13 protein-coding genes are annotated in these 12624 nt (G+C 68.9%); 11 read left to right on the top strand and 2 right to left on the bottom strand.

Annotation, left to right across the window (positions count from 1 at the left end):
• The 5 genes from ACRSBM_RS41990 (at position 1) to ACRSBM_RS41970 (ending at position 6167) form a co-directional block, all read left to right on the top strand.
• Positions 1-300 (top strand): DUF1416 domain-containing protein, encoded by a 300-nt coding sequence (locus tag ACRSBM_RS41990; RefSeq protein WP_434452345.1) that lies wholly within the window; start codon positions 1-3, stop codon positions 298-300.
• 793 nt (positions 301-1093) lie between these two features.
• Positions 1094-1705, top strand: a complete 612-nt coding sequence (locus tag ACRSBM_RS41985) for an FABP family protein (RefSeq protein WP_434452344.1) — start codon at positions 1094-1096, stop codon at positions 1703-1705.
• A 382-nt stretch (positions 1706-2087) separates the two neighbouring features.
• Positions 2088-2675 carry a 5-oxoprolinase subunit PxpB gene (pxpB, locus tag ACRSBM_RS41980; protein WP_434452342.1) on the top strand — a complete coding sequence of 196 codons (588 nt, stop codon included), beginning with the start codon at positions 2088-2090 and terminating at the stop codon, positions 2673-2675.
• Complete coding sequence (locus tag ACRSBM_RS41975) at positions 2672-3523, top strand: biotin-dependent carboxyltransferase family protein (protein WP_434452341.1); 852 nt, start codon at positions 2672-2674, stop codon at positions 3521-3523. The genes pxpB and ACRSBM_RS41975 overlap by 4 nt, the downstream gene beginning before the upstream one ends.
• A gap of 109 nt (positions 3524-3632) precedes the next feature.
• Positions 3633-6167 carry a glycosyl hydrolase family 18 protein gene (locus tag ACRSBM_RS41970; RefSeq protein ID WP_434452339.1) on the top strand — a complete coding sequence of 845 codons (2535 nt, stop codon included), beginning with the start codon at positions 3633-3635 and terminating at the stop codon, positions 6165-6167.
• A gap of 49 nt (positions 6168-6216) precedes the next feature.
• On the opposite strand, the gene ACRSBM_RS41965 is transcribed toward ACRSBM_RS41970, so the two are convergent.
• Positions 6217-7059, bottom strand: coding sequence for an aminodeoxychorismate lyase (locus ACRSBM_RS41965; protein ID WP_434452337.1), 843 nt, complete (start codon positions 7057-7059; stop codon positions 6217-6219).
• Positions 7060-7086: 27 nt separating this feature from the next.
• Here ACRSBM_RS41965 and ACRSBM_RS41960 point away from each other — a divergent pair, with 27 nt between their 5' ends.
• The 5 genes from ACRSBM_RS41960 (at position 7087) to ACRSBM_RS41940 (ending at position 11410) form a co-directional block, all read left to right on the top strand.
• On the top strand, positions 7087-7530 hold the full coding sequence (locus ACRSBM_RS41960) for a Fur family transcriptional regulator (protein WP_434452336.1): 444 nt from the start codon (positions 7087-7089) through the stop codon (positions 7528-7530).
• Positions 7491-8588, top strand: a complete 1098-nt coding sequence (locus tag ACRSBM_RS41955; RefSeq protein ID WP_434452335.1) for a YgfZ/GcvT domain-containing protein — start codon at positions 7491-7493, stop codon at positions 8586-8588. The genes ACRSBM_RS41960 and ACRSBM_RS41955 overlap by 40 nt, the downstream gene beginning before the upstream one ends.
• A gap of 142 nt (positions 8589-8730) precedes the next feature.
• The gene (locus tag ACRSBM_RS41950) at positions 8731-9555 is read left to right on the top strand and encodes a 3-keto-5-aminohexanoate cleavage protein (RefSeq protein WP_434452333.1); all 825 of its coding nucleotides are present in this window, start codon (positions 8731-8733) and stop codon (positions 9553-9555) included.
• A 60-nt stretch (positions 9556-9615) separates the two neighbouring features.
• Complete coding sequence (locus ACRSBM_RS41945) at positions 9616-10185, top strand: RsiG family protein (RefSeq protein ID WP_434452330.1); 570 nt, start codon at positions 9616-9618, stop codon at positions 10183-10185.
• Positions 10186-10228: 43 nt separating this feature from the next.
• A complete protein-coding gene (locus ACRSBM_RS41940; RefSeq protein WP_434452327.1) occupies positions 10229-11410 on the top strand; it encodes an MFS transporter in 1182 nt (393 codons plus the stop codon).
• On the opposite strand, the gene ACRSBM_RS41935 is transcribed toward ACRSBM_RS41940, so the two are convergent.
• The gene (locus ACRSBM_RS41935) at positions 11353-12213 is read right to left on the bottom strand and encodes a hypothetical protein (RefSeq protein ID WP_434452325.1); all 861 of its coding nucleotides are present in this window, start codon (positions 12211-12213) and stop codon (positions 11353-11355) included. The two genes, ACRSBM_RS41940 and ACRSBM_RS41935, sit on opposite strands and share 58 nt — an antisense overlap.
• Before the next feature lie 173 nt (positions 12214-12386).
• Here ACRSBM_RS41935 and ACRSBM_RS41930 point away from each other — a divergent pair, with 173 nt between their 5' ends.
• Positions 12387-12575: a DUF3073 domain-containing protein gene (locus tag ACRSBM_RS41930; protein ID WP_434452324.1), complete on the top strand. Its 189-nt coding sequence runs from the start codon at positions 12387-12389 to the stop codon at positions 12573-12575.
• The last annotated feature ends 49 nt before the right edge of the window (positions 12576-12624 follow it).

The raw sequence follows: 12624 nt of genomic DNA, 5'->3' as shown, positions 1-12624 counted from the left end.
ATGAGCAACGGCTGCGGCGCGCCCACCCAGGGCGGCTCGATCGACGTCTCGACCACGGAAACCGTCCTCGAGGGCAAGGTCGTCTCCGAGGGCACCCCGGTAGGCGGCGCCTTCGTCCGCCTGCTGGACTCGACCGGCGAGTTCACCGCGGAGGTGGTCACCTCCCCGGAGGGCGACTTCCGCTTCTTCGCGGCCCCCGGCAGCTGGACCGTCCGCGCCCTGCACCGCACCGGCAACGGCCAGGCCGACGTCTCGGCGACCGGCCCCGGCGTGCACGCGGTGGAGATCGCGGTCGCCTGACCTGTTCGGCATGACGGCCCCGGCGGTGTGGTTGGCACCGCCGGGGCCTTTCCTTGTCCCAGCGATGCCGCAGGCGAGCCACGCGAAGGCGAAGCCGAGCAGTCCCGCCCTTCGCCGTTCACCGAGCGGGCCGGGTGGGGTGGTTTCGTCACGAGTCGTGACACAGTTCTTGCCGCGCGCGAGGAGGAGGGTCAAGTCGACACGCCTTCGTCGACTTGACCCTCCTCCTCGCGCGCGGCTCGCTCTGGCTCGACTCGTGACGAAACCACCCCACCAACGCAAGCACCTACGCAACAGCAAGCCGCCCGACGCACCAGGCGTGCCATCAACCCGCCGACGGCGCAGGCCCGGTTTCAGATCAGATCGGCGGGGTTTGGGGCAGCGCCCCAAGAAAACCCACACAACCGCAAGCCGCCCCCGCACCGCAACCACCTACGAACGACAAACCGGCGCCCGCCGACGCAACAGGGGGACGACCTACGCAACCCGTGCGCTCAGCAGAGGGACGGCCTACGCAACCCGTGCGCTCAACAGGGGGACGACCTACTCAGCCCGTGCGCTCAACAGGGGGACGACCTACTCAGCCCGTGCGCTCAACAGGGGGACGACCTCCCAAGAGTGCCCCAACAGGTGACCGCCCAGGTGTCCTCCACCACCACAACCCTGCACGTCAAACCAGCCGAGATATCCTCTCCCCCGTGGAACACATCTTCACCGGACTCCTGGTGCTAGTGACGATCGCCGTAATGTGGTTCGCTGGCTACGTCGTCTACCGCCTCTACTCCGACCAGCGATGAGCAGCGGCGACGAGGCCATCCGCCTGGCCGAAGAGCGAGCAGCGGCCACCAGGGCGCGCAACCTCCCGCAGTTCGACGACATGCCGGTCCCCGGCGACACGGCGAACCTGCGAGAAGGCGCGAACCTGAACGACGCCCTCCTCGGCGTACTGCCCCTGGTGGGCGTGTGGCGCGGCGAGGGCGAGATCGTCTACCCGACGATCGACGGCCCGTTCCGCTTCGGCCAGCAGATCACCTTCGCCCACGACGGCCGCCCGTTCCTCGTCTACGAGGCCAGGTCCTGGCTGCTCAACGAGGCCGGCGAGGTCATCCGCCCCGCGGCCCGCGAGCAGGGTTTCTGGAGGCCGCAGCCGGACGACAGCATCGAGCTGCTGCTCACCCACAACACGGGCATCGTCGAGCTGTACTACGGCAAGGTGCGCACGCAGACTTCCTGGGAGTTCGATACCGACGCGGTCATCCGCTCGGCGAGCGCCAAGGACGTCAAGGCCTCGAAGCGCCTGTACGGGATCGTCAACGGCGACCTCGCGTACGTCGAGGAGCGCGCGATGATGGGCCAGGAGATGCAGCCGCACGCGTCGGCGCACCTCAAGCGCATCGTCGGCTAGGGATTGCTCAACGGTCCAACCGCCTCGCGGGATCGCCGTATCGCTGGATCGTAAGATCGTTGAACAATCCCACAACCCAGCTCGCCGATCGCAGGATTGTTGAACGATCCGCCAGCTAGCTCGCCGGTCGGATCGCAAGATCGTGGGATCGTTGAACAATCCGACAACCGCGTCCGCGAGGTCGCTGGATCGTGGGATCGTGGAATCGTTCAACGATCCAAGCCGAGCCCCCGGTCATGGCATCGTTCAACGATCCAGCAGCCGCATCGCCGCACCGCCGCACCGCCGCATCGTTGAACGATCCCCCACGCATCGCAGGATTGTTGAACGATGCGCGTGTCGGATTGTTCAACAATCCCACGATTCCCCGTAACATGGGTCCATGCTGCTCCGCCGCTGCGGAACCGACGCGCTCCTGGTCGAGGTCGACTCACTGAGCGAGGTCGCGGCCGTCCGCGCAGCCCTCCAACGACTCGAAGGCGTCGAGGAACTCGTCCCGGCCGCCCGAACGGTCCTGGTCAAGGGTGCTCTCCACGAAGTCAGGGAGGCCCTCAAGACCGTCGACCTGACCAAGGCGCCGGCCACGCACTCCCGCGAGATCACCATCCCGGTGATCTACGACGGCCCCGACCTCGCCCTCGTCGCCGAGACCGCCGAAATCACGCCGGACGAGGTCGTGAAGCTCCATACCGAGGCCACCTACGAGGTGGCGTTCTGCGGCTTCGCCCCCGGCTTCGGCTACCTCACCGGCCTCCCGGAGTGCCTCCAGCAGCCAAGACTCGACTCCCCGCGCACGAAGGTCCCCCAGGGCTCGGTGGGGATCGCGGGCGAGTTCACCGCCGCCTACCCCAGGTCGACACCGGGCGGCTGGCGGCTGATCGGCCGCACCGAGATCACGCTGTTCGACGCGAAGGCCGAGACCCCCGCGCTGCTCCAGCCCGGCGACCAGGTCAGGTTCGTGGTCGCATGAGCCGCAACGTGACGATCATCAGGACCGGGCCGCAGGCACTGGTGCAGGACCTCGGCCGGCCGGGCAACGCCCACCTCGGCGTCCCACCCTCCGGCGCGGTCGACGCGCACTCGCTCAAACTCGCCAACCGCCTCGTGGGCAACCACGAAACCGCGGCCGGGCTCGAACTACTGTTGGGCGGCCTCACGATCCGCGCGAACGCCAGCTGCACGATCGCCGTCACCGGACCGGCGGTCACGATCCACGTCAACGGCAGGCTCGCCGACTCGCACCACCCGGTCCACCTCAAAACGAACGACGTCCTCCAAATCGGCACCCCGCAAACCGGACTCCGCAACTACCTCTCGCTCTCCGGCGGCATCGACGTCGCGGAGGAACTCGGCAGCCGCTCCACCGACCTGCTCTCCGGAATCGGTCCAGACCCTTTGCGGGACAACGACGTCCTCAACCTGGGCACCCCGAACCCGGCGATCGGCGCGGATGTCGTGCCGCCACACCAGGCGTTGCAAACGTTGGTCATCCCGATCCGCCTCGGTCCGCGCGACGACTGGTTCGACGACGCGGAAGCCCAGTTGCGGCAAGGATCCTGGACGGTGTCGGACCGCAGCAACCGCGTCGGCGCAAGACTCAACGGGACCAGACTGAATCGTCGTGACGGGGAGATTCCCAGCGAAGGAATGATCACCGGCGCGGTTCAGGTGCCGCCGGACGGCCAGCCCGTGGTCTTCCTCAACGACCACCCGACGACCGGCGGCTACCCCGTCATCGGTGTCGTCGACCGCGACCACCTGCGGTTTCTCGGCCAGGCACGGCCCGGAACTCAAGTCACCTTCCGCCCGATCGACTGACCACCCGAGCAACAAACCGACCGACGATCGCACCGTTGACGAGAGTGGTCCAGACCAAATACCGTAACCACCAGGCCGCCGCGGAATCTCTACCAAACTGGAGTTCCGCATGCGCCGAATCCCTGCCCTGCTAGCAGTTCTGGTCGTCGCACTGGCCCTGGCGGTCCCCGCCCAAGCCGCCACGGGCATCACCGCGACCTTCTCCCGCACCGGCACGAGTGGCAAGTTCGTGGTCGCCAACGCGAGCACGACCGCGCTCAACGGGTGGTCGATCAAGTTCGACCTGCCGGCCGGAGTCACGGTGAGCAACGTCCAGAACGCCACCACCACCCAGAGTGGCACGCGCGTGACGCTCACCCCTGCGTTCTACATCAACAACCTTCCGCCGGGACGCGACACCGAGCCGTACAGCCCGACGTTCACGCTGAGCGCCGCGGCCGACCCGACCGCCTGCTCGATCAACAACATGGCGTGCGACGGCACTGGTAATCCGCCGCCGCCACCGACCGGGCTCACCGCCGACTACTCGGTCTCGGGCGGCACGGCGAAGTTCATCGTCCGCAACCACACCACCGCCGCCGTCTCCGACTGGTCGATCGTCTTCACGCTGCCCAACGGCGTGACGGCGAGCAACGGCCAGAACGGCACGGTCAGCCAGAGCGGCAACCAGGTCACCGTCACCCCTGCGCACTACAACAAGACGGTGGCCGCGGGCGGCAGCACCGAGCCGTACAGCCCGACGTTCTCCATCAGCTCGAACGTCGACCCGGTGACGTGCCGGATCAACAACGCGAACTGCGACGGTAGCGCGGACACTCCGCCAAGCGTCCCAACGGGTCTGACGTCACCGACGAAGACCACGCGCACGGTGAGCCTGCAGTGGAACGCCTCCACGTCCGGATCACTGCCGATCGCCGGCTACGACGTCTACAACGGCGCAAACCTCGCCGGCAGCTCCACCACGACGTCGACGATCATCACCGGTCTGAACCCGAACACCGCGTACTCGTTCACGGTGCGGGCCAAGGACACCAAGGGAACGCAAAGCGCTCCGAGCACCGCGCTGAGCGTCACGACCAACAACCCGGCTGACGACACGACGCCGCCGACCGCGCCGGGCAACCTGCGCTCGACGGCGAAGGACGCGGGCAGCATCACGTTGGCGTGGAACGCATCCACCGACAACAGTGGCGTCGCGAACTACGACGTCTACGTCGGCTCGGCGGTGAAGACGACGGTCACGGGGACGTCGGCGACGGTGACCGGGCTGTCTCCGTCCACGAGTTACACGTTCACCGTGCGCGCACGGGACATCTACGACAACATGTCCGCGGCGAGCAACTCCATCACCGAAAGCACTGGTGACATCGTCGGCGGGTACGCCCGTGTCGGATACTTCGTGCAGTGGGGCATCTACGGGCGCCAATACTTCGTGAAGGACATGGACGCCGCGAAGCTGACTCACGTCAACTACGCGTTCGGCAACATCGACCCGGTCAACCTGACGTGTCTGCACGGCGTCACGAAGGGCACGAGCCCGGACCCGCAGGACCCGAACCAGGGAGACGGCGCGGGTGACGCGGAAGCCGACTACAGCAGGCCGATGAGCGCCGCGCAGTCCGTCGACGGCGTTGCGGACAGCGGCTGGGAACCGTTGCGCGGCAACTACAACCAGCTGAAGAAGCTCAAGGGGAAGCACCCGAACCTCAAGGTGCTGATCTCGCTCGGCGGCTGGACGTACTCGAAGTACTTCTCCGACGTCGCGGCCACGGACGCGGCGCGCAAGAAGTTCGTGGCGTCGTGCCTCGACATCTACCTCAAGGGCAACCTGCCCGTGTACAACGGCGCCGGCGGTCCCGGCACCGCGGCGGGCATCTTCGACGGCATCGACCTCGACTGGGAGTGGCCGGGCGCCGAGGGCCACGCGGGCAACCACTTCGGCCCGCAGGACAAGGTCAACAACTCGCTGCTGATCGAGGAGTTCCGCCGGCAGATGGACGCGCTGAGCACCACCACGGGCAAGCGCTACCAGCTGACCGCCTTCACTCCGGCCGACCCTGCCAAGATCGCGGCGGGCTGGGAGCTCGGGCGGGTCGCGCAGTCGATGGACATCTTCAACGTCCAGGGCTACGACTTCCACGGCTCCGGCAGCGACAACTCGTGGGAGCCGAACCGGACCGGTCACCAGGGCAACCTCTACCCCGACCCGGACGACCCGTACACGACCAAGTTCAGCGTCGAGAGCACGGTGCAGGCCTACCTCGACGCCGGGGTGCCGCCGCGCAAGATCACGCTCGGGCTCGCGTTCTACGGCCGCGGCTGGCAGAACGTGACCAACGGCGGCAAGAACGGCGAGTGGCAGGCCGCGGGTGGTGCGGCGCCGGGCCAGTTCCCGGAGGAGTCGGGCACGCGCGGGTACGCCAACCTCGTCGCGTCCGTGCCGAACTGCACCGTCCATCACGACGAAGTGGCCGTGGCGACGTACTGCTACACCGGCAACCAGTGGTGGACCTTCGACGACGCCTGGTCGATCCAGAAGAAGACGGCCTGGCTCAAGTCGAAGAACCTGCTGGGCGCGATGTTCTGGGAGATGTCGGGTGACCGCGGGCCGTTGATGGCCGCGGTCGACGCCGGACTCAGGTAGAAGCCGATGAGGGAAGCTTCCCGAACTTCAGGAAGCTTCCCTCATCACCTCAGTACTCGGACTCGTAGAGGGCCTGGAGCTCGGTCAGCAGGGCGGCCGAGTCCGGGAGCTGCTTGCCGTCCAGCACGTTCACCCGCGTGATCTTGCGGACGCTGGACGCGAGGAACACGCCATCGGCGTCGTAGAGCTCGCTGGTCTGGATCGGCTCCACGTGCACGGTCCAGCCGGCGCGCTCGGCTGCGCGGAACAACGCGTACTGCGTGGTGCCGGGCAGGATGCCGAGCTTCGACGGCGGCGTCACCAGGGACTTGCCGCGCACCAGGATCACCGTCGAGGTCGGGCCCTCGAGCACCGAACCGGCCGACGTCGTGAAGATGACCTCGGCGGCACCGCGGCGCTCGGCCTCGCGGAGCGCGGCCATGTTGATCGCGTACGACAGCGACTTCGCGCCCAGCAGCAGCCACGGCGCGCGGTCGGCGAGGTCGGCGTCGATGCCGCGGTCCAGCGTCACGGCGGACAGGCCCTCGGCACGCTGCTTGAGGACCTTCTGGCCGATCTCCATGCCGAGCGCGAACCCGGTCGGCGTGCCGTCGCCGCCCTCGACGCCGCGGGTGTAGACGAGCTTGAGGGCGAACTCGGCGCCGCCCGCCCAGTTGCCGATGACGAGCTCGACCGCGCGCTCGAACTCCGCACGCGGAGGCGGCTGCATGTCGAGCATGGCGGCGGACCGGTCGAGCCGGTCGAGGTGCGGCGTGAGTTCGCGGGGCTTCCCGTCGACCACGAGGATCGTTTCGAACACGCCGTCGCCGCGCAGGAGTCCGAGGTCCTCGACGCGGATCTGCGGCGAGTCGGGGTCAGCGAGGGTTCCGTCGAGCAGTGCCAGCACGCGCATGCGCCGAGCCTACTAGCAGCGATTAACATGGCCGACGTGGAGACCGCAAGAGGCCTGCGCAAAACGCTGCACGACCGCGGCATGAGGATGACGCCGCAGCGCCAGCTCGTGCTGGACGCGGTCAGAGCGCTGGAGCACGCCACTCCGGAGCAGATCTGCGCGCGCGTCCAGGAGACGGCGCCGACGGTCAACATCACGACGATCTACCGCACGCTCGACCTGCTCGACCGGCTGGGACTGGTGCGGCACACGCACCTGGGCCACGGCGCGCCGAGCTACTCGGTCGAGGAGCACCAGCACGTGCACCTCGTGTGCCACGTCTGCGGCTCGATCCAGGAGATCCCGTGTGAGCTTCTCGACCCGTTGGTCGGAACATTGCGCGAGCGCGACGGGTTCGAACTTGATGCAAGCCATCTCGCGCTGTCCGGCACATGCCGCGACTGTTCGAAGCAGGAGCAGGAGACCGAGTGAGCCTTCCAGGTGCCGTCCCCCCGCCCGACGACTCCACCGACGCCGGCGTGGCCTGGCACTACGGCGACCCGTTCGCCGAACAGCGCTCAGCCGCCCGTTCGGTCGTCGTCGTGGACCGTTCGAACCGCGGCATCATCGCGGTTCCCGGTGAGGACCGGCTCACGTGGCTGCACCAGCTGACGAGCCAGCACTTCGAGCAGCTGGGCGAGGACGAGGCCACCGAGGCGCTGATCCTGGACGCCCAGGGCCGCCTGGAGCACCACATGGTCGTCGCGAACGTCGGCGGCACCGTGTTCCTCGACGTGGAGAAGGTCGACGACCTGCTCGCGTACCTGAAGAAGATGGTCTTCTGGTCGAAGGTCGAGCCACGCGACGCCACGGGCGAGTTCGCGCTGCTGACGATCACCGGACCGGACGCGCCCGCGCTCCTCGACAAGCTGGGTGTCCCGCGGCCGCCGAACGTCGCCGCGCTGGGCGAGGGCTTCGTGCGCCGCACCTCGTGGCCGGGTCAGCACTCCTTCGACCTGCTGGTGCCGCGCGCCGAGCTCGGTGACTGGTGGCAGCGGATCACGGACGCGGGCGCGCGCCCGGCGGGCAGCTTCGCGTTCGAGGCGCTGCGGGTCGAGTCGCTGCGGGCGCGTCAGGGCATCGACACCGACGAGCGCACGATCCCGCACGAGGTCGGCCTGATCGACCCGGCGGTGCACCTGAGCAAGGGCTGCTACCGCGGCCAGGAGACGGTCGCGAAGGTGCACAACGTGGGCCGCCCGCCGCGCCGGATGCTCCTACTCCACCTGGATGGTTCTGCCGACGCCCAGCCGGAGACCGGTGACCCGGTCACGCTGGACGGCCGCACGGTCGGCCGGGTGGGCAGCGTCGTGCTGCACCACGAGCTGGGCCCGATCGCGTTGGCCCTGGTCAAGCGGTCCGTACCGATCGAGTCCGAGCTGGTCGCGGGTGCGCCCGAGCGAGAGGTCCAGGCACGGATCGACCCCGACTCGGTGCCGCCGGACACGCCTGGTCTGGGCCGGGAGGCCGTCCGCAACCTGCGGGGCTGACCTCGTCGGCTACCGGCCTTCAGCTGCGGTTTCGCCACCAGGAAGGGCGGCTCTCTCGTGCATCCGGGAGCGCGAGGGCGGCCCCTGCCGAGCGCCGAAAGCGACGGTGAAGGTTGGGGTCCGGACCGCTACAGTCGCGCCTATGTCCCTGGGCACGCTGATCACTGTCGCTCCCACCGGAGCGGAGCACGCCAAAGCCGACGTCCCGCAGCTTCCGGTGACCCTGGAAGAGCTGGTCGCGACGGCGCGGAGCTGTGAGCAGGTCGGCGCGGCGATGATCCACGTCCACATCCGTGGCGAGGACACCAAGCCGTCGCTGGACCTCGGCCGGCTGAAGGCCACCGTCGAGGCCCTGCGCTCCGAGACCGGCCTCGTCGTGCAGCTCTCCACCGGCGGGTCGGTCCACGACCCGGAGGAGAACCGGCTGCGCGTGCTCGAGGCGATGCCGGACTCGGCGTCCTGCACGATGGGCACCGTCAACTTCGGCGACGACGTGTTCATGAACCGCTGGGAGTTCATCGTCTCCCTGCACAAGGGCATGCAGGAACGCGGCATCGTCCCGGAGTACGAGATCTTCGACATCGGCCAGCTCGCGTCGCTCAAGCGGCTGCTGGACCAGCACGGCCTCCCTGCGGGCGGGCACGTGCACGTCGACTTCGTGATGGGCGTGCCCGGCGGCATGCCCGGCGACGCGGCGACGCTGGTCGCCGCAGTGAACGCTCTGCCGGACGGCGCAACCTTCTCCGCCACCGGGATCGGCCGGACCACCCTGCCGGTGATGTTCACCGCATTGGGCGCGGGTGGCCACCTCCGAGTGGGTATGGAGGACACGACCAGCTACTCGCGGGGCGTGCCGGTGCGGGACAACGCACAGCTCGTGGCACGTGCCGCAGGTCTCTCGAAGATCGCCCAGCGACCCGCTTTGTCACCTGACGAGGCACGAAAGCTCCTGGGTGTGCACATTTGAGACACGTTTGGTGCATGGGATGTGTTGGCGGGTGAGGAGGATCTACCGCAGGATGGACACGTGATCGAGGTGCGTCCTGGCGGGCGCCGCCGAATCGACAGGGTGCTCGCCCCCGACTACACGGAGGGCGTCGAGCAGCGCCCGCTCGTCGAGGTGCGCGAACTCCGCGACGAGGCCGCGCAGGAAGAGACAGACCTGTCCTACCTGCGGCGGCTGTTGCACGCGCGCATCGACATCGTGCGCGCGGAGCAGGAGCGCCGCAGTTCCGGTGGCTCGGCCGTGGTCGAGCAGCTGGCCACGATCCTGTCCACGAACGCCGTGGGTCCCGCGACCGGTCTGGGCAGGTACCAGACCCATGAGCCGTCACGCGCTGATGCGCATCAACGGCACGTCGAGGCGCTCATCTCCGACGTGGACCTCTCCGACGTGAGCTCGTTGTCCGACGCCCGCCTCGGCGAGGTGCTGGAGACGTTCATCTCCGAGGAGGCGTCGGTGTCGGTGCGGCGGCGCGAGGTGCAGGTGGTCGTGGACAAGCTCAACTCCGAGATCGCCTCCCGCTACCAGCGCGGGAGTGCGTCGGTGGACGAGCTGCTGGCGGCTGAGCGCGGACACCACCGTCCCAAGAAGTAAGACAAGTTTTCCACTTTCTGAGCAGCGGACCTAGCGTGCCCCCATGGGGTACCGCTGGGTCGTGCTGTCCGTCGGAGCGTTGGCGCAGGGCACGAACGCGGCCGTCTTCCTCGGCCTGCCCGCCATCAGCCCACAGCTCCAGCAGCACTTCTCACTGACGTTGCCCCAGGTCGGGCTTCTTCTCGGTGCCGTCAACCTCGGCACGATGATCGCCCTCGTGCCGTGGGGAGTCGTCGCGGACCGACGCGGCGAACGACTCGTGATGACCATCGGTGGCGTGGGTGCGGCGGTCTGCCTGCTCTCCGTGGCGCTGGGCAACGCCTGGATCGCCGGTCTCGCCTTGCTCGGCGCCGGGCTGTTCGGGGCCAGCGTCAACGCGGCCAGCGGCCGGGCGGTGATGTCGTGGTTCGGCAAGGAGTCGCGCGGGCTCGCGATGGGCGTCCGGCAGACGGCGACCCCGCTCGGGGCAGCCCTCACCGCGGCCGTCCTGCCCGGAATCGCCATCTCGTCCGGGGTGCCCGCGGCGTTCGTGGCGCTGGCCGGCGTGACGGCGTTCGTGGCGCTCGCGGTGGCGTTGCTGGTCAGGGAACCGCCGGAGGCGGTCCGGGCGGGCTCCGACCACGGGCTGATGCTCAGGGACCCCCGGTTGCTGCGGCTCTCGCTCGCGAGCGGGCTGCTGGTGGTGCCCCAGTTCACCGCCACCGCGCTGCTGGTGCCCCTCCTGCATGATCACCGCGGCATGAGCGTGACGGCGGCCGCGGCGGTCTTCGCCGTCGCGCAGGCGCTCGGTGGGGCCGGGCGGCTCGCGGCCGGCGTGTGGTCGGACCGGGCACGCAGCCGGATCGGGCCGTTGAAGATCGTCTCGGTGCTCACCGCGAGCGGGTTCGTGCTGGTCGCGGCACTGGACCAGGCGCCGTTGCCGGTGCTGGTGGCGGTACTGGTGCCGACCTCGGTGTTCGCGTTGTGCTGGAACGGGCTGGCGGTCACCGAGGCGGGTGAGCTCGCTCCGGAGGGCCGCAGCGCCACCGCGATCGCCATGCAGAACTCGGCGAACTACCTCAGCGCGGCCCTGACCCCGTTCGTCGCGAGCTTCGTCGCGGTGACCGTCGGCTGGCCGGCGGCGATGGTGCTGGCGGCGTCGTCCGCGGTGGTCGCGCGGGTGCTGCTTCAGCCGTGGCGTTCCCTGCGGGCCAGCTCGCCCCAGAACTCGCGCAGCGTCTCGTAGCGCAACGCCACCTCCTCGGCGTCGTCCGCTTCGAGGGCGTCGATGATGGCGTTGACGTCGGCCGCGGAGGTGTCCTCCAGCAGGTCCTTGTCCTCCAGCAGCTGCACCAGGCCGCCGTAGTCGAGCTCGACGGCCGAGTGCGGGTGGAAGTGCTCCAGCCAGCGGCCGGTGTCGGCGAGGACCTTGGCCGGCCCCTCCTCGCCCAGCGACCGCTGCACCACCTTGAGCGCCCGCGCGACCCTGCGCCGGGCGTCGGCCATCGCCACCCGCCACGACACCTGCCGTTCCGGGTCGTCCTGGGCGCTCGCGAGCACCACCCGGCGCTGGGCCGGGTCGACGAGGGCGAACCACGGCAGCGGCACCGTCCAGGTCGTGGAGATGACGTGGACCGCGCCCGCGGACAGCTCGGCCATCACGGCGGACGCGCGCGAGCGGACCGTCTCCGGCGAGAGGTCGAGGGCGGCGTCCTGCAGGATCGGCGGCGAGGAGGCCAGGAAGCCGACCAGAGCGGCGGCGGAGCGGGCCCTGAGGTCGAGCGGGCAGACGAGCGGGCCCGGGCCGACCCTGGCCGCCTCGGAGGTCGGCACCTCGGCCGGACTGATCGTCATCACGTCGAAGGACTCGCCCGGGAGGAGCTTTCGTCCCAACTGTGATCGCAACCACAGCTGCCGTTCCCGGTCGCCTACCTCCGAGCGGGGGATCGGGCCGGTTTCCAGGCCTTTTTCGACCTTGGCAGCTAGCGCTGCGTCCAACACCGATAACGGTTCGTACACCCTCAGGTAGGCGACGAACGGTCTGGGCACCTGTGCATCCTTCCACGCGAGGGCGGCCGCGAGATTTGGCGGTGCGTGTCACGCCTACCGCGTCGCGAGGAACCCCATCGGCACGGTACGGTAGTTACCAGGAATCAGTTGTCGAGACGAGTGGGGCCGCCGTTCCCCCGGCCGCCCCCGTCCCTGTGCGAGGGGGTCGAGCCATGGGGCGCGGCCGAGCGAAGGCCAAGCAGACGAAGGTCGCCAGGGAGCTCAAATACAGCTCTCATGAGACCGACTTCGCTGCGTTGCAGCGCGAGCTGTCGACTGATGAAAGGTCGCCGAACGGGAGTGGTGGTGGCGATGAGCCACACGACGACCCGTACGACGATTACGACGACTACCGTCGCTGAATTCAGCCTTCGGAGTTCAAGGGTTGGGCGACCGGTGACCCCGGCGCCC

Origin of the sequence: Lentzea xerophila (genome assembly GCF_051094245.1) — a bacterium.
Classification (GTDB): Bacteria; Actinomycetota; Actinomycetes; order Mycobacteriales; family Pseudonocardiaceae; genus Lentzea; species Lentzea xerophila.
The sequence above is the reverse complement of the archived record's forward strand: the minus strand, read 5'-3'. Positions and strand labels throughout refer to the sequence as shown.

Coding starts and splice junctions, on each gene's coding strand:
- ACRSBM_RS41990 (WP_434452345.1), top strand. CDS start 1: ATGAGCAACGGCTGCGGCGCGCCCACCCAGGGCGGCTCGATCGACGTC.
- ACRSBM_RS41955 (WP_434452335.1), top strand. CDS start 7,491: ATGCCGCGACTGTTCGAAGCAGGAGCAGGAGACCGAGTGAGCCTTCCA.
- pxpB (WP_434452342.1), top strand. CDS start 2,088: ATGCTGCTCCGCCGCTGCGGAACCGACGCGCTCCTGGTCGAGGTCGAC.
- ACRSBM_RS41965 (WP_434452337.1), bottom strand. CDS start 7,059: ATGCGCGTGCTGGCACTGCTCGACGGAACCCTCGCTGACCCCGACTCG.
- ACRSBM_RS41950 (WP_434452333.1), top strand. CDS start 8,731: ATGTCCCTGGGCACGCTGATCACTGTCGCTCCCACCGGAGCGGAGCAC.
- ACRSBM_RS41940 (WP_434452327.1), top strand. CDS start 10,229: ATGGGGTACCGCTGGGTCGTGCTGTCCGTCGGAGCGTTGGCGCAGGGC.
- ACRSBM_RS41975 (WP_434452341.1), top strand. CDS start 2,672: ATGAGCCGCAACGTGACGATCATCAGGACCGGGCCGCAGGCACTGGTG.
- ACRSBM_RS41970 (WP_434452339.1), top strand. CDS start 3,633: ATGCGCCGAATCCCTGCCCTGCTAGCAGTTCTGGTCGTCGCACTGGCC.
- ACRSBM_RS41985 (WP_434452344.1), top strand. CDS start 1,094: ATGAGCAGCGGCGACGAGGCCATCCGCCTGGCCGAAGAGCGAGCAGCG.
- ACRSBM_RS41960 (WP_434452336.1), top strand. CDS start 7,087: ATGGCCGACGTGGAGACCGCAAGAGGCCTGCGCAAAACGCTGCACGAC.
- ACRSBM_RS41930 (WP_434452324.1), top strand. CDS start 12,387: ATGGGGCGCGGCCGAGCGAAGGCCAAGCAGACGAAGGTCGCCAGGGAG.